Annotated in this window: 22 protein-coding genes and 1 pseudogene; 10 read left to right on the top strand and 13 right to left on the bottom strand. The window is 61.9% G+C overall.

Features of this window, described 5'->3' with window-relative positions; genetic code table 11:
• Nucleotides 1–32: 32 nt before the first annotated feature.
• Nucleotides 33–2,489, bottom strand: coding sequence for a penicillin-binding protein 1A (locus ACWTU7_RS07240; RefSeq protein WP_455838283.1), 2,457 nt, complete (start codon nucleotides 2,487–2,489; stop codon nucleotides 33–35).
• Nucleotides 2,490–2,700: 211 nt separating this feature from the next.
• Nucleotides 2,701–3,969 (bottom strand): N-acetylmuramoyl-L-alanine amidase, encoded by a 1,269-nt coding sequence (locus tag ACWTU7_RS07235; protein WP_455838282.1) that lies wholly within the window; start codon nucleotides 3,967–3,969, stop codon nucleotides 2,701–2,703.
• Between the two features lie 671 nt (nucleotides 3,970–4,640).
• On the opposite strand from ACWTU7_RS07235, the gene ACWTU7_RS07230 reads away from it, so the two are divergent.
• On the top strand, nucleotides 4,641–7,607 hold the full coding sequence (locus ACWTU7_RS07230) for an Rne/Rng family ribonuclease (protein WP_455838281.1): 2,967 nt from the start codon (nucleotides 4,641–4,643) through the stop codon (nucleotides 7,605–7,607).
• A gap of 94 nt (nucleotides 7,608–7,701) precedes the next feature.
• On the opposite strand, the gene ACWTU7_RS07225 is transcribed toward ACWTU7_RS07230, so the two are convergent.
• Nucleotides 7,702–8,631, bottom strand: coding sequence for a glutaminase (locus ACWTU7_RS07225; protein WP_455838280.1), 930 nt, complete (start codon nucleotides 8,629–8,631; stop codon nucleotides 7,702–7,704).
• A 4-nt stretch (nucleotides 8,632–8,635) separates the two neighbouring features.
• A complete protein-coding gene (locus ACWTU7_RS07220) occupies nucleotides 8,636–9,784 on the bottom strand; it encodes a pyridoxal phosphate-dependent aminotransferase (protein ID WP_455838279.1) in 1,149 nt (382 codons plus the stop codon).
• Nucleotides 9,785–9,929: 145 nt separating this feature from the next.
• On the opposite strand from ACWTU7_RS07220, the gene ACWTU7_RS07215 reads away from it, so the two are divergent.
• From ACWTU7_RS07215 to aat, 6 genes are all read left to right on the top strand, one after another.
• Nucleotides 9,930–11,324: a M48 family metalloprotease gene (locus ACWTU7_RS07215; protein ID WP_287331018.1), complete on the top strand. Its 1,395-nt coding sequence runs from the start codon at nucleotides 9,930–9,932 to the stop codon at nucleotides 11,322–11,324.
• A gap of 76 nt (nucleotides 11,325–11,400) precedes the next feature.
• Nucleotides 11,401–12,204 (top strand): DsbA family protein, encoded by an 804-nt coding sequence (locus ACWTU7_RS07210; RefSeq protein WP_455838311.1) that lies wholly within the window; start codon nucleotides 11,401–11,403, stop codon nucleotides 12,202–12,204.
• A gap of 306 nt (nucleotides 12,205–12,510) precedes the next feature.
• Nucleotides 12,511–12,945 (top strand): type II 3-dehydroquinate dehydratase, encoded by a 435-nt coding sequence (gene aroQ / locus ACWTU7_RS07205; protein WP_029353818.1) that lies wholly within the window; start codon nucleotides 12,511–12,513, stop codon nucleotides 12,943–12,945.
• 26 nt (nucleotides 12,946–12,971) lie between these two features.
• On the top strand, nucleotides 12,972–13,430 hold the full coding sequence (gene accB, locus ACWTU7_RS07200; protein WP_029353815.1) for an acetyl-CoA carboxylase biotin carboxyl carrier protein: 459 nt from the start codon (nucleotides 12,972–12,974) through the stop codon (nucleotides 13,428–13,430).
• A 19-nt stretch (nucleotides 13,431–13,449) separates the two neighbouring features.
• Complete coding sequence (gene accC / locus ACWTU7_RS07195) at nucleotides 13,450–14,793, top strand: acetyl-CoA carboxylase biotin carboxylase subunit (protein WP_455838278.1); 1,344 nt, start codon at nucleotides 13,450–13,452, stop codon at nucleotides 14,791–14,793.
• Nucleotides 14,794–14,822: 29 nt separating this feature from the next.
• Complete coding sequence (gene aat / locus ACWTU7_RS07190) at nucleotides 14,823–15,440, top strand: leucyl/phenylalanyl-tRNA--protein transferase (RefSeq protein ID WP_455838277.1); 618 nt, start codon at nucleotides 14,823–14,825, stop codon at nucleotides 15,438–15,440.
• A 12-nt stretch (nucleotides 15,441–15,452) separates the two neighbouring features.
• On the opposite strand, the gene ACWTU7_RS07185 is transcribed toward aat, so the two are convergent.
• The 3 genes from ACWTU7_RS07185 to ACWTU7_RS07175 form a co-directional block, all read right to left on the bottom strand.
• Complete coding sequence (locus ACWTU7_RS07185; protein ID WP_095521583.1) at nucleotides 15,453–15,821, bottom strand: hypothetical protein; 369 nt, start codon at nucleotides 15,819–15,821, stop codon at nucleotides 15,453–15,455.
• A 104-nt stretch (nucleotides 15,822–15,925) separates the two neighbouring features.
• On the bottom strand, nucleotides 15,926–16,441 hold the full coding sequence (locus ACWTU7_RS07180) for a DUF2155 domain-containing protein (RefSeq protein ID WP_455838276.1): 516 nt from the start codon (nucleotides 16,439–16,441) through the stop codon (nucleotides 15,926–15,928).
• Nucleotides 16,442–16,566: 125 nt separating this feature from the next.
• Entirely contained in the window at nucleotides 16,567–16,965 is a 399-nt protein-coding gene (locus ACWTU7_RS07175) for an NADH:ubiquinone oxidoreductase subunit NDUFA12 (protein WP_029353808.1), read from the bottom strand.
• A 247-nt stretch (nucleotides 16,966–17,212) separates the two neighbouring features.
• Here ACWTU7_RS07175 and panB point away from each other — a divergent pair, with 247 nt between their 5' ends.
• Nucleotides 17,213–18,073: a 3-methyl-2-oxobutanoate hydroxymethyltransferase gene (gene panB / locus ACWTU7_RS07170; protein WP_455838275.1), complete on the top strand. Its 861-nt coding sequence runs from the start codon at nucleotides 17,213–17,215 to the stop codon at nucleotides 18,071–18,073.
• Between the two features lie 13 nt (nucleotides 18,074–18,086).
• Complete coding sequence (gene panC, locus ACWTU7_RS07165; RefSeq protein WP_455838274.1) at nucleotides 18,087–18,938, top strand: pantoate--beta-alanine ligase; 852 nt, start codon at nucleotides 18,087–18,089, stop codon at nucleotides 18,936–18,938.
• 109 nt (nucleotides 18,939–19,047) lie between these two features.
• Here panC and ACWTU7_RS07160 read toward each other — a convergent pair whose 3' ends face one another.
• On the bottom strand, nucleotides 19,048–19,500 hold the full coding sequence (locus ACWTU7_RS07160) for a phasin (RefSeq protein WP_065008202.1): 453 nt from the start codon (nucleotides 19,498–19,500) through the stop codon (nucleotides 19,048–19,050).
• A gap of 560 nt (nucleotides 19,501–20,060) precedes the next feature.
• Here ACWTU7_RS07160 and ACWTU7_RS07155 point away from each other — a divergent pair.
• Nucleotides 20,061–21,458 carry an ArnT family glycosyltransferase gene (locus ACWTU7_RS07155; protein WP_455838273.1) on the top strand — a complete coding sequence of 466 codons (1,398 nt, stop codon included), beginning with the start codon at nucleotides 20,061–20,063 and terminating at the stop codon, nucleotides 21,456–21,458.
• Here ACWTU7_RS07155 and ACWTU7_RS07150 read toward each other — a convergent pair.
• The 5 genes and pseudogenes from ACWTU7_RS07150 to ACWTU7_RS07130 all read right to left on the bottom strand — a co-directional run bounded on the left by ACWTU7_RS07150 (nucleotide 21,442) and on the right by ACWTU7_RS07130 (nucleotide 25,162).
• The gene (locus tag ACWTU7_RS07150; RefSeq protein ID WP_455838272.1) at nucleotides 21,442–21,792 is read right to left on the bottom strand and encodes a GNAT family N-acetyltransferase; all 351 of its coding nucleotides are present in this window, start codon (nucleotides 21,790–21,792) and stop codon (nucleotides 21,442–21,444) included. The genes ACWTU7_RS07155 and ACWTU7_RS07150 overlap by 17 nt on opposite strands.
• A gap of 167 nt (nucleotides 21,793–21,959) precedes the next feature.
• A pseudogene (locus ACWTU7_RS07145) lies at nucleotides 21,960–22,106 on the bottom strand (GNAT family N-acetyltransferase); the annotation flags it as partial.
• Between the two features lies 1 nt (nucleotide 22,107).
• Nucleotides 22,108–23,607: an Asp-tRNA(Asn)/Glu-tRNA(Gln) amidotransferase subunit GatB gene (gene gatB, locus ACWTU7_RS07140; RefSeq protein ID WP_455838271.1), complete on the bottom strand. Its 1,500-nt coding sequence runs from the start codon at nucleotides 23,605–23,607 to the stop codon at nucleotides 22,108–22,110.
• 163 nt (nucleotides 23,608–23,770) lie between these two features.
• Complete coding sequence (locus ACWTU7_RS07135) at nucleotides 23,771–24,202, bottom strand: CBS domain-containing protein (protein WP_023798170.1); 432 nt, start codon at nucleotides 24,200–24,202, stop codon at nucleotides 23,771–23,773.
• A gap of 201 nt (nucleotides 24,203–24,403) precedes the next feature.
• Nucleotides 24,404–25,162: a rhomboid family intramembrane serine protease gene (locus tag ACWTU7_RS07130; RefSeq protein WP_455838270.1), complete on the bottom strand. Its 759-nt coding sequence runs from the start codon at nucleotides 25,160–25,162 to the stop codon at nucleotides 24,404–24,406.
• Nucleotides 25,163–25,448 lie beyond the last annotated feature (286 nt).

The following is a 25,448-nucleotide window of genomic DNA, read 5'->3' as shown; positions in this document are numbered from 1 at the left end:
TTGAAAGCCGGCCCAGAACACCATGTCCTATGTCAATATAACCCGCCGCCGCCGGACTGGATGGCTTGGTTGGCCTGTGGCGACAGCGCGCCGCCGGAGGCGTTGGAGCCGTCCGCACCCATGCCGATCACCCAATAGCTGTCGGCGGGGCCGGTGCCCGGCTTGAAAGCTTCGATAAAGGCGCCAGGGTCGCCTGGGTTGGCAGCCATGCCGGTCTTGCGATTGATGGCGATCAGCTTCATGCCTTCGGGAACCTGGAAATCGACATTGGGCGTGCCGTCCAGTGCCACGCGCATGAAGTCCTTGAAGATCGGCGCGGCGAGGCCGCCGCCGGTCGCGCCCTTGCCAAGACCTTTCGGCTGATCGTAGCCCATGTAGAGCCCGACAACGAGATTGGGCGTATAGCCGATGAACCAGGTATCCTTCTCGTCGTTTGTCGTTCCGGTCTTGCCGGCGATGTGGCGGCCGAGTTCGGCGACCGTGGCGCCGGTACCGCGCTCGACGACGCCCTCCATCATCGAGGTGATCTGATAGGCAGTCATCGGATCGAGCACCTGCTCGGAATTGTCGATCAGTTCCGGCTCAGGCTGGTTCTGCCATTCGGCGGCGTTGCAATTTTCGCAGCCGCGTTCGTCCTGCCTGTACACCGTCTTGCCGTAGCGATCCTGGATGCGGTCGATCAGCGTCGGCTTGATCGACTTGCCACCGTTGGCCATGATCGAATAAGCCGACACCATGCGCATGACGGTGGTCTCGCCCGAACCCAGCGCCATCGGCAGATATGGCGCCAGACGGTCATAGACGCCGAAGCGCTCGGCATATTCGGCGACCAGCTTCATGCCCATGTCGTTGGCCAGCCGCACAGTCATCAGATTGCGCGACCTCTCGATGCCGGACCGCAAGGTCGCCGGGCCAGCTGTCCTTCCATCGTAGTTCTTCGGCGTCCAGGTCGTGTTGCCGCTCTTGATGGTGATCGGGCCGTCCATGATCACCGAAGCCGGCGTATAGCCATTGTCGAGGGCGGCCGAATAGACGATCGGCTTGAACGACGAACCCGGCTGCCGCATGGCCTGCGTGGCACGGTTGAATTCGGATTGCGAGTAGGAGAACCCGCCGACCATGGCCAGAACACGGCCGGTATGCGGATCCATGGCGATCATGCCACCTTCCACTTCGGGGGCCTGGCGCAGGATATAGGCCCCGTCCGTACCCTCTTTCTTCTGCACGAAGATAACGTCGCCCGGCTTCAGCACGTCCGCCGGCGATTTGGCCCTGACGGTCTTGCCGTCGACCACATGGCGCATGGCGAAGCTCATGTCGTCGCGGCTGACGGTGCCTTCGATGCGATCCTTGACGAGTTCGCCCGAGATCTGCCGGGTCGGCCGAAGGCCGATGGACAGGCCGCTCTCCGAGCTGTCGAGCACGACGGCGAGCGACCATTCGGGCACGTCGTCCAGTCCCTTGACTTCGCTCAAAGGCACGCCCCAGTCGCCGGATACGCTGATGGTCTTCACCGGCCCGCGATAGCCGCGCAGCGTATCGAACTTCATCAGGCCGTTCTGCATGGCTTTACGGGCGATGAGCTGCATCTTGGGATCGAGCGTCGTACGGACGGACAGGCCGCCCTCGTAGAGCGCATTCTCGCCGTAGCGCGCGCTGATCTGGCGACGCACTTCCTCGGTGAAGTATTCGCCGGCGAACAGATAGGTGCCGGAGCGGCGTGGCTTGACGCCGAGCGGCTCGGCCTTGGCCTTGGCGCCTTCCTCCTGCGTGACGTAGCCGTTGTCGACCATCTGGTCGATGACCCAGTTGCGGCGCTCGATGGCGCGATCGGCATACTTGAAGGGGTGATAGTTGGAGGGACCCTTCGGCAAAGCCGCCAGATAGGCCGCCTCCGCCACGGTGAGCTCATTCACCGCCTTGTCGAAATAAGTGAGCGCTGCGCCGGCGACGCCATAAGCGCCGAGCCCGAAGAAAATCTCGTTAAGGTAGAGCTCGAGAATACGATCCTTCGAATAGGCCTGCTCTATGCGGAAGGCGAGGATCATCTCCTTGATCTTGCGCTCGTAGGTCTGGTCCGAGGACAACAGGAAGTTTTTCGCCACCTGCTGGGTGATCGTCGAGGCGCCGACCTGGCGCTTGCCCGAGCCGAAATTCTGCAGATTGACCATGACTGCGCGGCCAAGACCGGTCACGTCGATGCCGGGGTGATTGTAGAAATTCTTGTCCTCGGCAGACAGGAAGGCCGCCTTGACACGATCCGGCACCGCCTGGATCGGCAAATACAGGCGCCGCTCGCGCGCATATTCGGCCATCAGCGCACCGTCGGATGCATGGATGCGGGTCGTCACTGGCGGTTCATACTTGGCCAGCACCTCGTAGTCGGGCAGATCCTTCGACAAATGGCTGATATAGATCGCCACGCCCGCCGCGACCAAAAGGGCCAGCGCCGTGCCGATGCCGAAGAAATAGCCAATGAGACGAATCATGCCCGCTCCAGTCCTTGGTTCGGGAATTTCCTAAACGAAGCCGCCTTTCGCGCAAGCTTTCGAGACGATCCCGACCGGTAATCGAAACCCATGTCGCCACCATGTGGGCAAAATGCGGCAGCCTGGAATTTCGGCTTCGAATGGCCAAAATATAAGTGCAAAGTGTTGTCGTCGTGCAACGCTGCCTCTGGTTGTGGCGAGGGCCGGCGTCTCAGCCTCCGGTTCCGGCTCCGGCCTTGGTTGAAGCGAACAGGGCGATCGCATTGGTTATGCTCTGGGCCGCCTTGCCGCGCCAATCGGCGCTGAGCAGTTGCGCCTCGTCCTTGGCGTTCGACAGATAGCCGAGTTCGACCAGCACGGAGGGGACATCCGGCGCCTTCAACACTTTGAAGCTGGCCGAACGCTGCGGATTGTTGATGAGGCCGACACTGGTGGAAAGCTGGCCGACCAAAGTCTGGGCGAAACTCATCGAGAAACTATGCGTCTCGCGGCGAATCAGGTCGATCAGGATGTCGGTCACTTCCTTGTTGTCGTCCTTGATTTCCATGCCGGCAAATTGGTCGGAAAGGTTTTCACGGTCGGCGAGCGCCTGCGCTTCCGGGTCGGAAGCCTTGTCGGAGACCGTGTAGACGGTTGCGCCGCGAAGGCCCTTGACCCTGATCGTGTCGGCGTGGATCGAAATGAGCAGATCAGCCTCGTGCTGGCGGGCTATGCGCACGCGGTCGTCCAGCCGCAGGAATTGATCTGTCTCGCGCGTCATGAACACGTCGTATTTGCCGACTGCGGCAAGTCTTTCCCGCAATTCGGTGGCGAAGGCGAGCGTGACGTTCTTCTCGACGGTGCCGTTCAGGCCCTCGGCGCCGCCGTCGATGCCGCCATGGCCTGGATCGATGACGACGGTGAAGCGATGGCCTGGATTGGAGACCGGGCCGGTGCCGACCCTGCCACCCTTGTCGGAGGAGACCGTCGAGCCGGTGGTCAGCGCCTGATTGGCAAGAGCGGCGTCGAACTCCCGCACGGACGCCGCCGACATGTCGATAGCGATGCGGTAGCCGCTGCTGTCATCGTTCTTGAGCACGTCGAGCCTGTCGACGGCGAACGGGCCCTTGCCGGTGAGAATCAGCCGCGACACCCCCTCGCCGAGATCGCCGTAGCGCACGCTCCTGACCAGGCCGCGCGCCTTCACATCCTTGGCATTGATGGCGAATTTCGTGCTTGGCAGGTCGACGACCAGACGGTGGGGGCCGCGCAGCAGAAACCATTTGATGTCGGGTTCGCGATCGAAATTCATGACGATGCGCATCTTGGTGGCGTCACCCGCCATTTTGTAGCTCGTCACCGCGAGCGGTGCGTCGGCAGCAAAGGAAACCGGCGAAAATGCCAGGCAAGCGACAACCACCAACAGCAGACAAGCAGCGCGGAAGTAGAAGAAAGTGCCTCCGGCGCGACCACTCCAGTGCGTGAAGACTGCCAGTCCCATCTCTTTCCAGTCGCTCCGGTTTGGCGCCAGGCGCCCAATCTTGTTTGTCGGAGTGTCGGCGTCTTGTCGAATGCCGGTTAGGCCGCGAACTCAATTAACGATTGGTATCCAGAGAAGGTTAACCAAGCCTTTTCATGCAAAGGTTAAGCTGTGCTTCCGTTGCGGAACTGCTTTTTGCCGGCATCGGAAATCGGGGTTGCCTTCCAACCCGCCAAATCATAAAAGCGATGGTGGATCACTGCAATCCTGGAACCGTCCTTCTCCGCAGCTTCCTGCTACAGCTCAGATGAACGACAGCTCCTTTCGCTTCAGACGAAAAAGGTATCAGGTGATCGCGACGAATTTCGCAGGTACGAGCCCGTGGCGGGGGAAGCGCCTGCGTGAGGAAAACGGCCGGGATTGTCCCGCGCCGGCTCTGTATGAGCAAACAAGCTGGTCCGGTTTTCCCGGGCTTTGGTTCAAAAAGGTTCTGCTGGTTACGATGGCTTCAAGCGCAATCATGGAAAGGTCCGCAGCAAACCGCGCCATTATGGCTGCGGGCGGCACCGCCATGGCGCTCAGGCAGCGGCCGGCGGACATTCAATTGCCCGGCACCCATGTTCATCCACACTCACAGCGGCGGGCGTTGCCCCGCAAGCTGCGGCTGACGGCTGCCGGGGGGAAACGAAATAATGCCCAACAAGATGCTGATAGACGCCTCCCACCCGGAGGAAACACGTGTTGTCGTCGTTCGCGGTAACCGTATTGAAGAATTCGACTTTGAATCCCAGGACAAGAAGCAGCTCAAAGGAAATATCTACCTCGCCCGCGTAACGCGCGTCGAACCCTCGCTTCAGGCAGCCTTTGTCGAATATGGCGGCAACCGTCACGGTTTCCTCGCCTTCAGTGAAATTCATCCCGACTACTACCAGATTCCGGTCGCCGACCGTCAGGCGCTGCTGCGCGCAGAAGCGCAGGAGGCTGAAGACGAGGACGATGAGGATGGCGAAGGCGACGACCGCCAGAGCCGCGATCGCGGCCGGCGTGGACGCCGGCGCGGCGGCAAGAGCCGCGACCGGGGCGAGCACAAGCGTGATGCAGGTGCGGCCGATTCTGACGATTCTGTCGAGTCCAATGACAGCGGTTCCAATGAGGGCGGCGAACACGGCGAGGATGCGGTCGCGGATAACGCCGATGCCGTTTCGGAAAATGTCGACACGCCGTCCGATACTTCGGAACATGGCGAGGATGTCGCCGGTCATGCTGAGGCGAGTCATAATGAGACGAGCCCTAACGAGACTGGGCCTTCCGAAGGCGGTCCAAATTCCCTCGCCGCCAGCATCGAAGCGGATGTGATTTCCGAAGCCGTGCCGCAGGCGGAGACGGCCGGCGAAGCCACGTCCACCGACAATGATCGCGGCATGCTGGAAGAGGTGCAGTCCTCGCATCCGGAGGACCATGAGGTCGAATCGGTCGGCGCCGAGGATGCGCTGGAAGAAGCGCGCAACCGCCGCAAGCCGGTGCGCCGCCAGTACAAGATCCAGGAAGTGATCAAGCGCCGCCAGATCCTCCTGGTGCAGGTCGTGAAAGAAGAGCGCGGCAACAAGGGCGCTGCGCTCACCACCTACCTGTCGCTTGCCGGCCGCTATTCGGTGCTGATGCCGAACACGGCGCGCGGCGGCGGCATCTCGCGCAAGATCACCAACGCACAGGACCGCAAGCGGCTGAAGGAGGTCGTCGCCGATCTCGAAGTGCCGCAGGGCATGGGCGTCATCCTCCGCACAGCCGGCGAAAGCCGTACCAAAGCCGAGATCAAGCGCGACTACGAATATCTGATGCGGCTTTGGGAAAACGTCCGCAATCTGACGCTGCAGTCCACGGCCCCTGCCCTGGTCTACGAAGAAGGCAGCCTGATCAAGCGCTCGGTGCGCGACCTCTACAACAAGGACATCGACGAGATCCTGGTCTCCGGCGAAGAGGGCTATCGCGAGGCCAAGGACTTCATGCGCATGCTGATGCCGAGCCACGCCAAGGTCGTGCAGCCGTTCCGCGACACGACGCCGATCTTCGTGCGCAATGGCATCGAGGCGCAGCTCGACCGCATGCTGCAGCCGCAGGTGACGCTGAAGAGCGGCGGCTACATCATCATCAACCAGACCGAGGCGCTGGTCGCCATCGACGTCAATTCGGGCCGCTCCACCAAGGAGCACTCGATCGAGGACACAGCGCTTCACACCAATCTGGAAGCGGCCGAGGAAGTCGCACGGCAGCTGAGGCTGCGCGATCTCGCCGGCCTGATCGTCATCGACTTCATCGACATGGAGGAGAACCGCAACAACCGCTCCGTCGAGAAGCGGCTGAAGGATCACCTCAAGAACGATCGCGCCCGCATCCAGGTCGGCCGCATCTCGCATTTCGGTCTGATGGAGATGTCGCGCCAGCGCATCCGTGCCAGCGTGCTGGAATCGACGATGAAGCCTTGCCCGCATTGCGGCGGTACCGGCCATGTGCGGTCCGATTCGTCTGTCGCGCTGATGGTTGTGCGGGCGATCGAGGAATTCCTCCTCAAGGATTCGCGCAGCCACATCACGGTGCGGACGCCGGCGGCGACCGCGCTCTATGTGCTCAACCACAAGCGCGGCACGCTGGTGGAACTCGAAAGCCGCTTCGGCCTGACCATCACCGTCGAAGCCGACGACACGGTCGGTGCCCAGCACTATGCGATCTTCCGCGGCGCGCTGGCTGAAAAGCCTGAAGGCTTCGTCGAGGTGCGCACCTTGCCCGCCTATGTCGAGCCGGAAGAGCCCGCCGACGAAACCGTCATTGAGGAGGAGGAAGACGAGGCCGTTGCGCCAGCGGAGCAACCGCGCCAAGCTCAGCAGCCGCAGCAGCCAAGGCCAAGCGAGGATGGCGAAGGCCGCGACCGCAAGCGCCGCAAGCGCCGCAGACGGCGCGGCGGCAAGGATCGCGACCGCGAGCATGGCGCCCCCGTGGAAGGCGCGTCCCTCTCGGCCACAGCCGATGGCGTCTCCGAAGCCTCAAGCGATGAAGGCGCTGAAGCAGACCACGAGGACCAGGTCGGCGTCACCGAGGCGGTGGAAGCGTCGGATGACAGTCAAGAGCCTGATGAACGTCGGGGGCCGGATGAAGGTCAGGGCAAGAAGCGCCGGCGCGGCAAGCGCGGCGGCAAGCGCAATCGCCGTGAAGACGGCGAAGGCGAGGTCGATGCAGGCACTGCAGAATCGGCTGACGGCCCCGAAGGCGAAGTCTTGGAGGGCGTAACCGTCTCCAGCGAGCCGGTAGCAGCAATGCCGGTCGAAGAGCCTGTGGACCTTGCTCCGGCCAATGACGACATGCCGAGCGCCGAAAAGCCGAAGAAGCCGCGGCGCGCCGCCAAGCCGAAGAAGGCTGCGGCGGACGTCGTCGTCGAGACGCCGGTAGCCGAGCCGGAAACCTCTGCCGAGGCTCCCGCACCTGTTCCGGAGGAAACAGCCGTGGCCACCGTCGACGAAAGACCGACGGTCCGCCCATCGCGACGCAAGCCTGTACCGGTAGATGCGCCGGTTGAGCCGATCGTGTCTTCGACCGTTGCCGAAGAGGAAAAGACCGAGGAAAAGCCGAAGCGTGCCGGCTGGTGGCAGCGGAAAGGCTTCTTCTAAGCTTTTCGGTGGTTTAGCCTGATCTTTTGACCGAAGAATCCCGCGCTGTCTTGTCGACAGCGCGGGATTCTTCTTATCTGAAGCGCCACAAGCTTTATGGCGCGAAGACCGACCAGTTCATCATCTTCGCCAGCCTTTCCAGCGCAATCGACCCCAGCCTGGAATTGCCGTTGGCGTTGAGGCCGGGCGCCCATACGGCGAGCGAGGCCACGCCCGGCACTATCGCCAGAATGCCGCCGCCGACGCCGCTCTTGCCGGGGATGCCGACGCGAAAGGCGAAATCGCCGGAGCCGTCATAATGACCGCAGGTCAGCATCATCGCGCCGATGCGGCGGGCGCGCTCGGCTGACACCACGGAATGGCCGGTCGCCGGGTTCTTGCCGCCGTTGGCGAGGAAGCGACCGGCCAACGCCAGTTGCCGGCAGCTCATCGCGATGGCGCAATGGTGGAAATAGACGCCCAGCGCCAGATCCGGCGCGTGGTTGAGATTGCCGAAGGATTTCATGTAGTTGGCAAGCGCCAAATTCCGAAAACCGGCAGCGCGTTCCGAAGCCGCGACCTCGCGGTCGATGATGATGGTCTCGTCGTCGGCCAGGAACTGGATGAAGCGCAGGATCTCGCCGATCGCCTCGCGCGGCTGATGGCCGGCGAGCAGAATGTCGGAAATGACGATGGCGCCGGCATTGATGAACGGATTGCGCGGAATGCCGTTCTCATGCTCGAGCTGGACGATCGAGTTGAACGGGTTGCCCGAAGGCTCGCGCCCGACACGCTGCCACAGCGCGTCGCCGACATTGCCGAGCGCCAATGTCAGCGTGAACACCTTCGAAATGCTCTGGATCGAAAACGGCTCATCGGCGTCGCCAGCCATCAGCACGCGACCGTCATTGGTCACGGCGGCAATGCCGAACTTCTTCGGATCGACTTTGCCGAGTTGCGGAATATAGGTCGCGACTTCGCCGCGATCCGTGCGCTCCGCCATTTCGGCGGCAATTTCAGTCAAAGCCTGTTCGAGTTCCGGCATGGCGCTACTTCAGCCAGCGTTCGAGGCGCATCATCGCCTCGACCATCTCATCGTGGCTGCCGGCGTAGGAAAAGCGCATGGTTCGATGGCCTTGGAGCGGATCGAAATCGCGGCCGGGCGTCGCCGCCACATGCGCCTCGGCCAGCATCTTGCGCGCAAAGGCCATGCTGTCGTTGGTGTGCCTGGTGACATCGCAGAAGGCGTAGAACGCCCCGTCCATCGGTGCCGCCAGCGCAAAGCCGAGTTCGGGCAGGCGTTTCATCAAAAGCTCGCGATTCCACGCATAGCGCGCCTTCACCGCCTCCAATTCCCCGGTCGCCTTGAATGCCTCGATCGCGGCGATCTGGGACAGTTCCGGCGGTGAGATATAGAGACTCTGGGCGACCCGCTCGACCGGCCGCACCAATGGTTGCGGCAGCACCATCCAGCCGATCCGCCAACCGGTCATGCAGTAATATTTCGAGAAGGAATTGATCACCGTCACGTCCTGGCCGTAGGCAAGCGCCGTGGTGTCCGGCGCAGCGTAAGCCAGCCGGTGATAGATCTCGTCGGAGATCACGGCGATGCCGAGCTCTTGCGCCGTCGTCACCAGCGCCGACAGCTCGTCGGCGGGGATAACCGCGCCGGTCGGATTGGCCGGACTGGCGAACAACACGCCCTTCAGCTTCTTTTCGCGATGCGCGGCCTTCAGATGTTCGGCGTGGAGATAGGCATCACCGTTGAGCTCGATCTCGACGATCTCGATACCGAGCGCGGCCAAGATGTTGCGATAGGCCGGATAGCCAGGCGCGGCGATGGCGACACGATCGCCTGGATCGAACATTGCCAGAAAGGCCAGGTTGAAGGCGGCCGACGATCCGGTGGTGACGGCGATCCGGCCGGGTGAAACGGCAAGCCCGTAGTGGTCAGCATAGTGCTGCGCGATCGCCTCGCGCAGGCCCGCAAGACCCAATGCATCGGTGTAGCCGATGCGCCCCATCTTCAATGCGTTCGTCGCCGCTTGCCTGACCCCGGTCGGCGCCGGGTCGGACGGCTGGCCAACGGCCATGGAAACAACCGGCACGCCCTTTGCCTTCAGCCGATTCGCTTCCGCCAGAATGTCCATGGCGTGGAACGGCTCAACGTCGCCGCGACGCGAAAGCGATACAACCATTTGACCTCATTCCTTGCCGGCTGCGGGCGCCGCGCTCTGGCGTCCGCGCCGCACAAATGCCCGATTGATGTGAGGATCACAAGTTCGGTAAAGTTTCAGTGCCGACTTTTCATCCTCCGCCCGCTCGTCTACCAGTGGACCTGCCATGTTGAGCCGACCCAAATCGACGATAGCCAGGGCAGCACGCGCCTTCGCGACGCTTTCGCTTGCCGCGACGGTCGCTGTGACCAGCACCGTCAGCGCCTTCGCGCAAAACGTGCCGGTGGTGCGCGATGCCGAGATCGAAGCACTGGTGCGCGATTATGCGCGGCCGATCTTCCGGGCCGCGGGCCTGCCGGAAGACGGCGTCGACATCGTGCTGGTCAACGACCAGAGTTTCAACGCTTTCGTTGCCGGATCCCGCATGTTCATCAACACCGGTGCCCTGATGTCGGCGGAGACGCCCAACGAGATCATCGGCGTCATCGCTCATGAAGCCGGCCACATTGCCGGCGGGCACCAGCAAAAATTGCGCAACCAGCTCGAACGCGCCAAGACGATGGCCATCATCGCGACGCTGCTTGGCGCAGGTGCCATCGTTGCCGGCGCCACCACCAAAAGCCGTGGCCTCGCCGGCGCCGGCATGGGGGTCGCAGCCGGCGGCGGCGAGATGGCGCAGCGCAGCATCCTCGCCTATCAGCGCACCGAAGAGATGACCGCCGACCGCTCGGCGATAACCTATCTCAACGCGACCGGCCAGTCCGGCCTGGGCATGCTGAAGACCTTCGGCCGCTTTCAGAGCGCGCTCTCGCTGTCAGGGGCGCAGGTCGACCCCTACCGGATCAGCCATCCGCTGCCGCGGGAGCGCATTGCCAATCTCGAAGTGCTGGTCAAGCAGAGCCCTTATGTCGAGAAGGTCGATCCGCCGGCACTGCAGCAGCGGCACGACATGATGCGCATCAAGATCGCCGCCTATATGGGGGGCAAGGCCGCCGCATCGCGGCTGATGCGCAAGAACCCGGACAGCCTCGCCTCGCAATATGGCGACGCGCAGACGAGCTATCTTTTCGGCGATCTGGCCGGGGCGCTCGCCAAGACCAACGCGCTGATCAAGGCACAGCCGAAAAACCCCTATTTCCAGGAATTGCGCGGCGACATCCTGATGAAGGCGAACAGACCGAAGGCTGCCGCCGAAGCCTATGCCAAGGCGGTCAGCCTCGATCCGGCACGATCCGGGTTGCTGTCGGTCTCCTACGGCCAGGCGCTGATGGCCATTGGCACGCCCGATTCCCTGAAGAAAGCGGTGGTGCAGATCAACAAAGGCCTCGGGCGCGACCGGGAAAACGCCGTCGGTTACCGCCATCTGGCGCAGGCCTATGGCGAACTCGGCAACATCCCGGCCGCGGATCTTGCAACCGCCGAAGGCCATTTCTATTCCGGCGCCTACAAGGATGCCAAGATCTTCGCAATGCGCGCGCAGATGAAAATGAAGCGCGGCGAGCCGGGCTGGATCCGCGCGCAGGACATCATAAACTACGCACCATCAGGCAAGAAAAAGTGAACCTTCCGGCCGTGCGCGGCGACATGTAGTGGACCAATCGGGTCGGGCCGGAAACCAGGCAAGAGGATTAAGGATGATGAACAAGGCAATTCTGCTGGGCACCACGGGAGTGGCGGTCGCTCTCGCCATGCTGGTTTTCGGGTTCGTGACCGGAAGTCCGCAGACGGCGAAGGCCGATGCCGTGCAGATCGCCCAGGCGGCGCCCGCCGACACCAAGATCGACCGGGCCGAAGTCGAAGGCATCATCCGCGACTATCTCCTGAAGAACCCGGAAGTGCTGCTGGAGGCTCAGGAAGCGCTCGAGGCCAAGCAGAAGGAGGCGCAGCGCGTCGCCAGTCTCGCCATCATCAAAAATGCCAAGGACCAGATCTTCAACTCGGCCTTCGACGGCGTCGTCGGCAATCCGAACGGCAAGGTCACCATCGTCGAGTTCTACGATTACAATTGCGGCTACTGCAAACGCGCCATGGAGGACATGCAGACGCTGACGACAGCCGATTCGGACCTGCGCTTCGTGCTCAAGGAGTTCCCGATCCTCGGCCCGGATTCGCAGAAGGCGAGCGTCGTCTCGATGGCCTTCCACCTGATGATGCCGGAGAAATACGGCGAGTTCCACAACGCGCTGCTCGGCGCCCAGGGGCGCGCCACCGAAGCGGCGGCCATCAAGGTAGCGCTTTCGCTCGGCGCCGACGAAGCGACGCTGCGCGAGAAGATGAAGGACCCGTCGATCGCCGAGGCCCTCTCCGAGACCTATGACCTTGCCAACAAGCTGGCCATCACCGGAACGCCTTCCTATGTGGTCGGCAACGAGGTGGTGTTCGGGGCGCTCGGCCAGGAAGTGCTGGCGGAGAAGATCGAGGCGGCCAAGGCCGCACTCTGATCGCCCGCTGGCTTTCGGCGCAAGCCATTTTCCGCCTGTTGTGGACAGCGAAAGAACCCACTTGCGCTCTTTTCGCAGGCGTCTAAGCCCATTATAGAGGACCGGCGCGCCGACTGATGCCGGCGCTGATGTGGTGGATTTGAAGTTCCTGCTGCTTTGGTGGCGTCAGCGTTCAGGAACTTCAAATCCACCACATCAGAAATGTATAAATTGCCAGTGTGGCTTTGAATCCGAAATTCGTTCAAAGCGCTGCTCCAAGGTATTGCGAATTTCGGATTCAAAATCACACTGGGAAAGGTCGGCATTTTGAAAACGGTTTTCGTACTGAACGGTCCCAACCTTAACGCGCTCGGCAAGCGCGAGCCGGGCATCTATGGCGGCAAGACGCTTGCCGCGATCGCCGACGATTGCAAGCTGGCAGGTGCGGCACTTGGGCTCGAGATCGATTTCCGTCAGTCGAATCATGAGGGCGACCTCGTTGACTGGATACAGGAAGCCGCCGACAAGGCTGTCGGCATCGTCATAAATCCGGGCGCCTACAGCCACACCTCGATCGCCATTCACGACGCCATCCGCTCCGTCGCGCCATTACCCGTCGCCGAAGTTCATCTTTCCAACATCCATGCGCGGGAATCATTCCGCCACGTCTCCATGGTCTCGCCGGTCGCCGTCGGCATGATCTGCGGGTTCGGGCCCCTCGGCTACACACTGGCGCTGCAGGCGCTGGCCGCACGCCTATGACCGGCCAACAAACAGAAGGCTCGAAAATGTCGATAAAGAAGAATGGTGTTGACCAGCAGCTTATCCGCGATCTGGCGGGCATACTGAACGACACCAACCTCACCGAGATCGAGGTCGAGCTGGGCGACTTGAAGGTGCGCGTGTCGCGACAGGCGCCGGCCGTCCATGCGGTCGCCGCACCGCAGCCCGCCTATGCGCCGCCGGCAGCGCAGCCGGCTGCCGCAGCCGCCCCGGCAGCGGCCGACGTGTCCAAGAATGCGGTGGCCTCCCCCATGGTCGGCACCGCCTACCTGGCGCCGTCGCCCGACGCCAAGGCGTTCATCGAGGTCGGCCAGCAGGTCAAGGAAGGCCAGACGCTGCTGATCATCGAGGCGATGAAGACAATGAACCAGATCCCCTCGCCTCGTGCCGGCACGGTGACGGCGATCCTGTTCGAGGATGCGCAGCCGGTCGAATATGGCATGCCGCTCGTCGTGATCGAGTAGAGCCGGGAACAGCCGAAAAATGTTCCAGAAAATCCTCATCGCCAATCGCGGCGAAATCGCTCTGAGAGTGCTGCGCGCCTGCAAGGAGCTTGGCATCCAGACGGTGGTGGTGCATTCGACCGCCGACGCCGACGCCATGCATGTGCGGCTCGCCGACGAGAGCGTCTGCATCGGCCCGCCGCCGTCGCGCGACAGCTATCTCAACATCCACCAGATCGTCGCGGCCTGCGAGATCACCGGCGCCGACGCGGTGCATCCGGGCTACGGATTCCTGTCGGAGAATGCCAAATTCGCCGATATCCTCGCCGCGCACAACATCACCTTCATCGGTCCGTCCGGCGATCACATCCGCATCATGGGCGACAAGATCGAGGCCAAGCGCACTGCAAAGCGTCTTGGCATTCCGGTGGTGCCCGGCTCCGACGGCGCGGTCACCGAGGAAAAGGACGCCAAACGCATCGCCGCCGAGATCGGCTATCCCGTGATCATCAAGGCGTCGGCCGGCGGCGGCGGACGCGGCATGAAGGTGGCGCGCAGCGAAGTCGATCTTGTGGTCGCGCTGCAGACGGCGCGCTCGGAAGCCGGGGCCGCTTTTGGCGACGACGCCGTCTATATCGAGAAGTATCTCGAAAAGCCGCGCCACATCGAGGTCCAGGTGTTCGGCGACGGTGCCGGCCGCGGCGTGCATTTCGGCGAACGCGACTGTTCGCTGCAGCGCCGTCACCAGAAGGTCTGGGAAGAGGCGCCCTCGCCGGCGCTCAATGCCGAGGAGCGCGCGCATATCGGCGGCGTCTGTGCGAGGGCGATCGCCGATCTCGGCTACTCCGGTGCCGGCACCATCGAGTTCCTCTATGAGAACGGCGGGTTCTATTTCATCGAGATGAACACGCGCCTGCAGGTCGAGCATCCGGTGACGGAGGCGATCACCGGTATCGACCTCGTGCATGAGCAGATCCGCGTCGCCTCGGGCGGCGGGCTTTCGGTGCGCCAGGAAGAGATCCGCTTTCAGGGCCATGCCATCGAATGCCGCATCAATGCCGAGGATCCGCGCACCTTCACGCCCTCGCCCGGCACGATCACCCACTTCCACACGCCGGGCGGCCTCGGCATCCGTGTCGATTCCGGCGTCTATTCCGGCTACAAGATCCCGCCCTACTACGACAGCCTGATCGGCAAGCTGATCGTGCACGGCCGCAACCGTGTCGAATGCATGATGCGGCTGCGGCGGGCGCTCGACGAATTCGTCGTCGACGGCATCAAGACGACGCTGCCGCTGTTTCGCGATCTCGTCGGTAATGCCGATATCGCCAATGGCGAGTATGACATCCACTGGCTGGAAAAATATCTGGCCAAAGAGGATTAGGTCGTGAACTTATAGAATATAATGTCGCGATGACCCGCCCCTACGCGCCAGGCTATCGCATCCCGACCGACCTGTTGCTCAAGGCCTACGCCTCGGGCGTCTTTCCGATGGCCGAAAGCGCCACCGATCCCGAAGTGTTCTGGGTGCGGCCGGAGACGCGCGGCATCATCCCGCTCGATGGTTTTCACACGCCCAAAAGCCTGAGGAAGGCGATCCGGAAAGACCTGTTCGATATCCGTTTCGATTTCGACTTCGAGGCGACCATCGATGGCTGCGCCGAGCGGCGCGAAGAACGCCGGTCGACCTGGATCAACGCGCCGATCCGCGAGGCTTATGTCGAACTTCACCGGATGGGCCATTGCCATTCGGTCGAAGCCTGGCGCGAGGGTCGGCTGGTCGGCGGCCTCTACGGCGTGTCGCTCGGCCGGGTATTCTTCGGCGAGAGCATGTTCGCCCGGGAAACGGACGCGTCGAAGATCTGCCTGGTGCATCTGGTTGAACGCCTGAAGGAAAGGCGCTTTGCGCTGCTCGACACGCAGTTCACCACCGAGCACCTCAAACGTTTCGGCGCGATCGACGTGCCGAGGGGCAAGTATGAAAACATGCTGGCGGACGCGCTGAAGGGCGAAGCGGTCTTCTTTCCCTGACGATCTGTCCAATCAGTCTTTCGTCGCAACTTCCAGCGGCGTCTGCGCGTGGAACATCATCTTCCAGCCATTGACGCGATGGACATAGCCGGTGCTGACCAGCGCCGCATAAGGCTCGCCATTCTCGCGAGTGGCATGGGCCTCATAGGTCAGCACAACGATGTCGCTGCCCGGCTCGATGATGCCCTTGAGATCGATATCGAGATCGCGCCAGCGGTTCGGATCCGTCGCGGTTTCGGCCAGATCGGCGTTACTCATCGTTTGCGCCATCTGTGGGAAAGCCACCAGGCATTCGGTGTCGGCATTGGCTTTGAAATAGGCAGCGTCGCCGGTCCAGAACCCTCTTTCGAGATCGAGGAGTTCGTCCTTGTTGGCCATCATGGGAACATCTCCGTACCGCCAGCCATGACCAACGCACGGAGAATAAGGCGGTTCCGGAAGCTCAGTATGTGATCCCGAACAGGAGATCCCGCGTGCCTGGCGCTCTAATTGGATTTAGCAGCGTCGGGTGCCGGCACCTCCGACTTCTGCTTGCAGCCCTTCAGCCAGACATCGTAGACAGCGTGCTCGACGGCGTTGAGGCCGGGGCTTTCGGCAAACATCCAGCCGGTGAAGATGCGGCGGATCTTGCGATCCAGCGTGATCTCGTCGACCTCGACAAAGGAATCGGTCTTCGGCTCTTCGGTTTGCGGCCGCGAATAGCAGATGCGCGGCGTCACCTGCAAGGCACCGAACTGCACCGTCTCGTCGATATAAACATCGAAGGTGATGATGCGGCCGGTGATTTTGTCGATGCCGGCGAATTCGGCGACGGGATTGGTGATGCGTTCTGGTGCCGCAGGTGCCGCCGGCGCCACTGTCGCCTCCGGTTCCATCGGCGCCTCCGGCGCCGCCGGGTCCACTGGCGCCTCAAGCGTCTGTGCGGCGACCATGCTAAAAGCCGCAAAAGCGGCGGCGGCCACCGTTAGTCCGCCCATCGAGATTCGGCTGAAAATGCTCATGCAAGGGTCCGGTGGTTTGCGCCCGGGGTGATTCTGTCGCGCCCAAGGCTAGTCGCTGCTGTCAGATCGGCAAGCAGCTAAACGCCAATTGTGGCGATAAAGGACCGGTCCGCCGCGACGAGCGGTTACGAACCCGGCGTCCAGGCGTCGTAATCGCCCGTCACCTGCGGGCGGTGCTGGTTGGTGAGCACAGAGCCCTTGGGGCGATAGGCGGCGGCACTTCCGGTGAGGTTCGGCTGATGCGGCTTCTGCCAGTCGCGTGGCTTGTAATTGTCGCTCGGCGGCGCGATGTCGACGCGGTGATGCATCCAGCCATGCCAGCCGGGCGGAATCATCGAGGCTTCCGCATAGTCTCGATAGATGACCCAGCGGCGGGTGCGGCCTTCCGAATCGACACCACCCTCGTAGTAGACGTTGCCAGCCTCGTCCTGCCCGACTTTCTTGCCATGCCGCCAGGTGTGGAAGCGCGTGCCCAGCGTCTGGCTGTTCCACCAGGTGAAAAACTGCAGAAGGAAAGTCTTCATCCAAATCCTCGTGGCAAGCCCTCGCGGCGGCAGCGGCGGCGCCTGTTTCCTGCTTATGGCGTCAGGCCATCGCTAAGGCAAGGGTTTTGCCGCAAGCGCCGCGCAAATGGCTGTCAGAAAACCGATGCAAACCCGGCGAGCCTTTCGCGGCGGTCGAAGCATGCCTTGCCAAGGCTGCCCCGTCTTTCTAAAGCTCTGCGCGTCCCATGCAGGTATCCAGTCTGATTGACGGTTGAGGGAGGTAAAGATGGCCCCGGATTCATCCGACCCTGAGCTGCGAATCAGTGCCAGCTCCATTCGCCTGCGCAAGGGCGGCGTGCCGGTCGTCTGCCTCACCGCCTACACCTATCCCGTCGCTCGCCTGCTCGACGATCATGTCGACCTGCTTCTGGTCGGCGACAGCGTCGCCATGGTTCTCCATGGCCACAAGACCACGCTGGGCGCTTCGCTGGAGATGATGATCGCCCATGGACAAGCGGTGATGCGGGGTTCGGCCAGGGCCTGCGTGGTGGTCGACATGCCGGCCGGAAGCTATGAGGCAACGCCGCGCCAAGCCGTCGCCTCGGCTCGGCGGATCGTCAACGAAACCGGTTGTCAGGCCGTCAAGCTGGAGGGCGGCGTTACCGTTGCCCGGCAGATCGCGGCGATCGTCGCTGCCGGCATTCCGGTCATGGGACATATCGGCTTGCAGCCGCAATCGGTGGAAAGCGACGGCGGCTACAGGATCAAGGGCCGTACCGAGGAGAATGTGGCGGCGCTTTATCGCGACGCCCGCGCGGTCGAGAAGGCCGGCGCGTTTTCGGTAGTCATCGAAGGCACGGTCGAGACCGTCGCCGCCGACCTCACCCGGCACATTTCCATTCCAACCATCGGCATCGGCGCCAGCGGAGACTGCGACGGCCAGATCCTGGTCATCGACGATATGGTCGGCCTGACCGTCGACCGCGTGCCGAAATTCGTCAAGCAATATGCCGACCTGCGCAGCGTCATATCGCAGGCGGCAGCCAGCTATGCAGCGGAGGTGCGAAGCCGGACATTCCCCGGCCCGAACCACGTCTTTTCGGCCGCAGCCGAACAAGGGCAAAGAATGACTTGGGACAAAGAATGAGCCGAGACAAAGCATGAGCCGGCCTCTCATCGTCGACAGCGTCGCCGCCCTTCGCGCGCAAATCCGCGACTGGCGTCGCGATGGCCTCAGCCTTGCCATGGTGCCGACCATGGGTGCACTGCATGACGGCCATGTCTCGCTGATCGGGATCGCACTCGAAAAGGCCGATCGCTGCGTTGTCTCGATCTTCGTCAACCCGACGCAGTTCGCGCCGAGCGAAGACCTCGACAAATATCCGCGCCAACTCGCCCGCGACCTCGACCGGCTGGCCGAGACCGGCGCCCAACTCACTTTCACCCCTGGTGTGGCGGAGATGTATCCGGCTGGCTTCGCCACAAGGATCTCGGTCGGCGGGCCAGCCGCCGGGCTGGAATCGGATTTCCGTCCGACCTTCTTCGACGGCGTCGCGACGGTCGTGGCAAAGCTCTTCCTGCAGGCGTCGCCCGACTGTGCGGTCTTCGGTGAAAAGGACTACCAGCAGCTTTGCGTCGTCAGGCAGCTCTGCCGCGACCTCGATCTGCCGGTGGAAATCATCGGCGCGCCAACGGTACGCGACGCACATGGCCTCGCCATGTCCTCACGCAATGCATATCTGAGCGAAGCCGAGCTGGAGGTGGCGCGCCAGCTCAACGCCATATTGCGCCGGACGGCGGCGGCACTAGCGGCAGGCGCGGATGAAGGCAGCGCGACCGCCGAGGCCAGCCGCGCGCTCGTCAAGGCTGGCTTCGACAAAATCGATTATGTCGCGGCGCGCGAGAGCCTGACGCTCGCCCCATGGCGGAGAAACCGTGACGGACGCCTGCTCGCAGCCGCCTGGCTGGGCAAGACCCGGCTGATCGACAATGTGGAAGTTCCCTCCGCCTAAAGCGCGTCGCGCTTGAATGGATTCATGCGACGCGCTTCAAGTTCTTGTTTTTATGCATGTCGTTATCGCAAGACCGCTTCGCACTTTTGCGCGACGTGCATGATGCCAATCAGGCGACCTTGAGATCCTTCATCGCCTTCTCGTAGACATCTTTGATCGGCTTGGATACGTCTTCGGCGGCTTTCGTCGCGGCCGCCTGAAACTCCTTGCCCTGCTCGACGGTCTTTTCCACCTGCTTGCGCAGGAAGGCAGTCTGCAGTTCGATGAACTCGGAGGGCGATTTCACGGCAACCAGGGCTTCGAGGTGAGAAAAGCTGGCCTCAACATTTGCGCGCAGCGCGGCGATCGTCTTCAGCGACAGCTCATTGCCAGCGGTCTTGGCTGTTTCGAAGGATGACTCAAGAGCCTTTTGGGTCGCCTCGGCGCCGGTCGCCAATTTCGATAAGGCTTCTTTCGACTGCTCGACGCCCTTTTCGGCGACAGCGCGGAACTGATCGGTTGCCGCGGTCGGGACTTCTGCATTCTCGATGATTTCAGCAGTTTTATCAGCGGTCTTGGTCATAGTTTCCATCCTTTGCGGTGGGCGACCTTGTAGAAAAGCCGTCTCGTTCATCTAGCAGCCTGACGTTACGGCATCTGCAGTGCATTGCAATATTTTTGTGCGTCGCACCATGCCTTTTTTGCCTCAGCGTTAGCCACTGCTGAATTCTTACCGGGCGTGTTTTGCGGACGACAGCTGAGAAAGTATTCAGGCAAGAATTGCAAAACAGTGGCCCGCTCCAATCGGGCCTGTCCGATACACGGTTCGCCCCGCGAATTACCGTGACAGTGCACCTTTTCCCCGCCTGCCGCGGCATTTTCGGTTTTCTCGGCAATCCGATCCAGAAGTGCTTCGCTGCCCACCGGCCAGCACGGCCGAGCAAACAGGGCAAAAAGTGTATTGTCACCCTAATTCCAATCTGCATATTTTTTTGCCCTTTGTGGACGACATCTTCAGAATCCAAGCTACCAGGCCGGCTCGGCTACAATTCGGCCAAAATCATGGTGCGGTCCTGCGCGCTCCACGAGCGCAGCATCGATGCTCGGCTGGAATGAGAACGTTTCCTGGCGCGGATCCCAATCTTGATACCGGCACATGTCGAGCGGCTGCTCCCCTATCTGTTCCTGCTTGCATTGACCTGCATCGCGGTCGCCTTCCGGCCGCTCCTGCCTGTCGATGAAACGCGATATCTCAGTGTCACCTGGGAGATGTATCTGAGCGGACAGATCTTCGTTCCGACGATGAATTTCGCGCCCTATCTGCAAAAGCCGCCGCTGCTGTTCTGGCTTATCGACCTGGCCTGGGACATTTTCGGCGCAAGTCGGGTTGCCGCGATGCTCGTCATCTTCGTCGCGTCGTCGCTCGTCATCTGGCTGACGACGCGTCTGACAAAAACCCTCTTTCCCCGGCGCGACGACATCGCAAGCCGTATCCCTTGGCTCGTCGCCGGAAGCACCATCTTCGTGATTTATTCGACGCTGATCCTGTTCGACATGCTGCTGACTGTCTTCGTGCTCGCCGCGCTTTTGTCGTTGCTTGCCTTTGCCAAAAACGGCAACCATTGGCACGCCGTGCTGGCGGGATTGTTCATCGGACTGGGTGTTTTGACGAAAGGTCCGGTGGTGCTCATCCATGTCGGCGCCCCTATCCTGCTCTATCCGTTCTGGCGCGATCGGCAGGCCGGGCTGGCGACGCCGAAATTTTTTGCCGGGGCGGGTCTGGCAATTCTCGCCGCATTGATCCCGGTGGCGATCTGGCTGGTGCCGGCGACCATCCAGACGAAAGGCAACTTCGTCTACGACCTTGTCTGGAACCAGTCGGCAGGGCGTGTCACCGGCAACCTGCACAACTCCCATGGCCGGCCGTTCTATTTCTACGTCGTGCTGTTGCCGATCATGCTCATACCGTGGATCTTCATACCCGAAGTGTGGCGGCTGAAGCTGGGCGCCCGGATACGTCGCCTGATCGACACGAAATCGCCGGACCTGCGCGCACTGCGCCTGCTGTCGTTCTCGTTCGTCGCGGTTTTACTGGTTTTCAGCGCGATATCCGGCAAGCAACCTCACTATCTGGTGCCGATGCTGCCATTTGCGACCATCCTGTTCGGGTATTTCATGGCGGAGATTCCCCCCGCGAGGCTCAGAAACTCGGCCTTCGTCCTGCTCGCAATTTTCGGCATCGGCCATGCCGCAGCATCAGCGACCGCTTTCAGACGCGAAGATCTCATGCCGCTGGCCAACTTCATCGCCGAGCGAAAGAACGCCGACTGGGCCGTCGCCTTCGACTACCAGGACGAGGTCGGCTTCCTGGCCCGGCTGCAGAAGCCGTTAGAAAGCACTGACAATCCCGAGGAATGGCTTCGCTCGCATCCTGGCGGCTATGTGATCGACAAATCCAAGGACACTGGGACGTCGGAGCAGATCGCTTTCCGCCTTCACGTCGAACGAGGCTATCTTGTCGTCCTCAAGGGACATCATTGAGGGCGCCGCAACCGACCGCGCAGCCCGTAAAACGCAACTGACTGCGACATATCCAGGCAGACAAATCTATCCGATCGCCTTCTCGCCGGGAGCCCTGAACCGCCGCCACAGTCGGCGGTGTTGCCGGCGGGCAAAAACCCTTTCGAGCGAAAGAAGGCGACGGCCGGAGCGTTTGCCTCTTCCACTTCGACACGCAGCGTCCGCGCCTCCGGAAAGCTCGCCTCGACCTCTTCCAGCAGCGCCTGGCGATCCCTTGCCTCTGGCAGGTCGGATGCACGTAAAGCTGGTTCAGCATTACGATCTTCGCATCCGTGGTGGCTGCGGCGAAAGCCATGCCGCCGATGAGCCTGCCGTCGTCTGCGACCAGGAATTCGGAGTTCGCCGTGTCAGCAGCGCTCTACAGCGCCGCGCGTCCTTTCGGACGCGCAAAGGACGCTGTAGCACTTTTGATTTTGCGCATGATCCTTTCCGAAATCGATTCCGATTTCGGGGTCATGCGCTGAGCGAGGCGATCGAATGCCATTCGTCAGTGATCTCGGTGACTTTGGCAGCACCATAGATGGCGTCATAGGTGGCATGCCACGTTTCGACCAGCAGCGCCCGGATGGCAGCCAGATCGCGTTCGCTGGCGGTGCGGACGAACATCATTCTACTCAATCCCGAGCTTGGCCTTGACGAGGTCATTGACCGCTTGCGGGTTGGCCTTGCCACCCGTCGCCTTCATCACCTGGCCGACGAACCAGCCGGCCATGGTCGGCTTGGCGCGCGCCTGCTCGACCTTGTCCGGATTGGCTGATATCACCTTGTCGACCGCCTTTTCGATGGCGCCGCTGTCGGTGACCTGCTTCATGCCGCGGCTTTCGACCAACTGGCGCGGATCGCCGCCTTCTTTCCAAACGATCTCGAACAGATCCTTGGCGATCTTGCCGGAGATGGTGCCCTCCTTGATCAGGTCGATGACCGCGCCGAGCTGATCGGGCGAAACCGGGGCATTTTCAATACCCTTGCCGGCTCTGTTCAACGCGCCCAGCAGATCGTTGATGACCCAATTGGCGGCAAGCTTGCCGTCGCGACCAGCGGCCACCTTCTCGAAATAGTCGGCGACGGCCTTTTCCGACACCAGGATCGAGGCGTCGTAGGTCGACAGGCCAAGCGAGGAGATCAGCCGCGCCTTCTTGGCGTCGGGCAGTTCAGGCAGATCCTTTGCCAACGAATCGACATAGGCCTGGTCGAATTCCAGCGGCAGAAGATCGGGATCCGGGAAATAGCGGTAGTCGTGCGCTTCTTCCTTGGAACGCATCGAGCGCGTCTCGCCCTTGTTGGGGTCGAACAGCCGCGTTTCCTGGTCGATTTTGCCGCCATCCTCGAGGATGGCGATCTGGCGGCGCGCCTCGTAGTCGATGGCCTGGCCGATGAAGCGGATGGAGTTGACGTTCTTGATCTCGCAGCGCGTGCCGAATTCGCCGCCGGGCCGGCGCACCGATACGTTGACGTCGGCGCGCAACGAGCCTTCGTCCATATTGCCGTCGCAAGTGCCGAGATAGCGCACGATGGTGCGCAGCTTGGTGACATAGGCCTTGGCCTCGTCGGCGGAGCGCATATCGGGCTTGGAGACGATCTCCATCAACGCCACGCCGGAGCGGTTGAGGTCGACATAGGACATCGTCGCATGCTGGTCGTGCATCGACTTGCCGGCATCCTGCTCCAGGTGCAGGCGCTCGATGCCGACCTCGATGTCCTCGAATTCGCCCTGCCGGTCCGGGCCGACCGAGACGATCACCTTGCCCTCGCCGACGATCGGCTGCTTGAACTGCGAGATCTGATAGCCCTGCGGCAAATCGGGATAAAAATAGTTCTTCCGGTCGAAGACCGATTTGTGGTTGATCTCGGCCTTCAGCCCGAGGCCGGTGCGGATCGCCTGCTTGACGCATTCCTCGTTGATGACCGGAAGCATGCCCGGCATGGCCGCATCGACGAGGCTGACATTGGCGTTTGGCGGCGCACCGAAAGCCGTCGAGGCGCCGGAGAACAGCTTTGCTTGCGAGGTCACCTGCGCGTGCACCTCGAGGCCGATGATGATTTCCCAGTCGCCGGTGGCACCTGATATCAGGCGCTTGGCGTCGGGTGTGCGAGTATCGATGAGGGTCATAGTGGCCTGCGAGTTATCGGTGACGGAATTCACTTCTCAACGTGAATTCCGTCACGTCCGACGTGAAAGTCACTCGCTAGTGCAAACCACAAAAAGAGACAAGCGCAAAGCCAAAGCTGGCGCTTCACATCGAATCCAGCCGGCCGGCTGAAGAAATAAGGCGTCACGCCGTCGCGATGTAGGCCCTGATCTCCGCGGCCTCGCGCTCGACATCCTCGATGCGCCGCTTGACCACATCACCTATGGACACGATGCCGTCGAGCAGGCCGTCCTTTTCCACAGGCAGATGGCGGAAACGGCCACTGGTCATGATCTCCATGACTTCATTGACGGTGTGGTTCTCATTACAGATCTTCACCTTGGGCGTCATTGCCGAACGCACCGCGATATCCAGTGCGGCGGCTCCTTCCCTGGCGAGGACCCGCACGACGTCGCGCTCGGAAAGAATACCGACGATCTTATGATCGCCATTGGTGATGACCAGCGCACCGATCCTGTGTTCGGCCAGGATGCGAATGGCCTCGCTCAGCTTTTCGTTCGGCCCGAGCGTCAACACGTCATGGCCTTTCTGCTCGAGAATTGCCTTAACAGTCATGGCGTCCTCCTCAGTTTTACTTGCCGGTTCCTGCCCTGACCGGCTTTCCTTTTGCGCATGACCCCGAAAATCGGCCCCGATTTTCGGAAGGATCATGCGCAAATCAAAGTTCTACAGCGTCCTTTACGCGTCCAAGAGGACGCGCGGCGCTGTAGTGAACATCGTGCGCCGCGATCGATTGCATTTCAAGTGCGGCGATGCTTAAGCCGTGAACTCATCCGGCTGCTTCCGTCGATCGAAAGCGCGCAGGCCGAAGAAGCCGGCGACGAAACCGCCAATATGCGCCTCCCAGGCGATCTGGCTGTCGATGCCGGGCGCGAAGGCAACGAGGCCGGTGGCGAGATTGATCACCATCCAGATGGCGAGAAAAGTCACAACGCCGCGCGAGCGGAACACCGCCGCCATCGGCAGCGGCGCGCCGGCGAAGGCGGCTTTGCCGGACGAGCGGTCCGTGCGGAAGCCAAAGCGGGCGGCGGCCCCCATCATGCCGGAAATCGCCCCCGATGCGCCCACCAGCGGCGCCTGGCCGAGCGGATGCACGGCCCAGAACAGCACCACCGCCGCCAGCCCCGTCGCCGCGAAGAACAGGCTGAAACGAAGCGCGCCGAAGCGGTTCGCCAGCGGTGAGCCGAAAGCCGCCAGCCACACCATGTTGACGGCAAGATGAGCAAAGCCGCCATGCAGGAAGGCATAAGTGAAGGGGCTCGAAAACGCGTAGAAATCGAGGTCGAAGCGACCGGAATAGCGGATCGGAATGAAGGCGGTCCGGATCAGCAGGGAGAAATCCTGGTCCTCGGTGAGCCAGTAGAGTCGGATCAGATGAACGACGACGCAGATGCCGATCACCGCCAGCACAACCGGCGGCATGTTGAATACCGGCTCGCGAAGACGCTCCGGCTCGCGGCCGACAGGTCCGCCCTCGCCCTGTTCGATTTCCGATGGGCTTGCTGGTTCGCTCATATGGCTCGCACTCAGTCGCTGGATTCGACTTCGCGAGCATGTAGATCACGGCCACCCGATTCACAAAGGGGCGAATCGCCCCACGCAAATCAAAACCGGGGCGAATCAAAATTGGCGCGAATCAAAAAGAAGCCGTCCAAGGTTGCCCTTGAACGGCTGGTCGAGCCCCCATGCTCCCCCAAACTCTTGACTGAACTGCTGCCGATCGCTGGGAAACGACCGCTTCTGGAGTGGTTTTAGCGTGCCACGGGCGTGGGCGGGGCGCAACGTAAACCACTTGTTAACC

It is taken from the genome of Mesorhizobium sp. BHscii, from assembly GCF_053848065.1.
The sequence above is the reverse complement of the archived record's forward strand: the minus strand, read 5'-3'. Positions and strand labels throughout refer to the sequence as shown.

Bases quoted from the DNA above. Each gene is read 5' to 3' on its own strand.
- ACWTU7_RS07240 (WP_455838283.1), bottom strand. From the start codon at position 2,489: ATGATTCGTCTCATTGGCTATTTCTTCGGCATCGGCACGGCGCTGGCC.
- ACWTU7_RS07235 (WP_455838282.1), bottom strand. From the start codon at position 3,969: ATGGGACTGGCAGTCTTCACGCACTGGAGTGGTCGCGCCGGAGGCACT.
- ACWTU7_RS07230 (WP_455838281.1), top strand. From the start codon at position 4,641: ATGCCCAACAAGATGCTGATAGACGCCTCCCACCCGGAGGAAACACGT.
- ACWTU7_RS07225 (WP_455838280.1), bottom strand. From the start codon at position 8,631: ATGCCGGAACTCGAACAGGCTTTGACTGAAATTGCCGCCGAAATGGCG.
- ACWTU7_RS07220 (WP_455838279.1), bottom strand. From the start codon at position 9,784: ATGGTTGTATCGCTTTCGCGTCGCGGCGACGTTGAGCCGTTCCACGCC.
- ACWTU7_RS07215 (WP_287331018.1), top strand. From the start codon at position 9,930: ATGTTGAGCCGACCCAAATCGACGATAGCCAGGGCAGCACGCGCCTTC.
- ACWTU7_RS07210 (WP_455838311.1), top strand. From the start codon at position 11,401: ATGAACAAGGCAATTCTGCTGGGCACCACGGGAGTGGCGGTCGCTCTC.
- accB (WP_029353815.1), top strand. From the start codon at position 12,972: ATGTCGATAAAGAAGAATGGTGTTGACCAGCAGCTTATCCGCGATCTG.
- accC (WP_455838278.1), top strand. From the start codon at position 13,450: ATGTTCCAGAAAATCCTCATCGCCAATCGCGGCGAAATCGCTCTGAGA.
- aat (WP_455838277.1), top strand. From the start codon at position 14,823: ATGACCCGCCCCTACGCGCCAGGCTATCGCATCCCGACCGACCTGTTG.
- ACWTU7_RS07185 (WP_095521583.1), bottom strand. From the start codon at position 15,821: ATGATGGCCAACAAGGACGAACTCCTCGATCTCGAAAGAGGGTTCTGG.
- ACWTU7_RS07180 (WP_455838276.1), bottom strand. From the start codon at position 16,441: ATGAGCATTTTCAGCCGAATCTCGATGGGCGGACTAACGGTGGCCGCC.
- ACWTU7_RS07175 (WP_029353808.1), bottom strand. From the start codon at position 16,965: ATGAAGACTTTCCTTCTGCAGTTTTTCACCTGGTGGAACAGCCAGACG.
- panB (WP_455838275.1), top strand. From the start codon at position 17,213: ATGGCCCCGGATTCATCCGACCCTGAGCTGCGAATCAGTGCCAGCTCC.
- panC (WP_455838274.1), top strand. From the start codon at position 18,087: ATGAGCCGGCCTCTCATCGTCGACAGCGTCGCCGCCCTTCGCGCGCAA.
- ACWTU7_RS07160 (WP_065008202.1), bottom strand. From the start codon at position 19,500: ATGACCAAGACCGCTGATAAAACTGCTGAAATCATCGAGAATGCAGAA.
- ACWTU7_RS07150 (WP_455838272.1), bottom strand. From the start codon at position 21,792: ATGGCTTTCGCCGCAGCCACCACGGATGCGAAGATCGTAATGCTGAAC.
- gatB (WP_455838271.1), bottom strand. From the start codon at position 23,607: ATGACCCTCATCGATACTCGCACACCCGACGCCAAGCGCCTGATATCA.
- ACWTU7_RS07135 (WP_023798170.1), bottom strand. From the start codon at position 24,202: ATGACTGTTAAGGCAATTCTCGAGCAGAAAGGCCATGACGTGTTGACG.
- ACWTU7_RS07130 (WP_455838270.1), bottom strand. From the start codon at position 25,162: ATGAGCGAACCAGCAAGCCCATCGGAAATCGAACAGGGCGAGGGCGGA.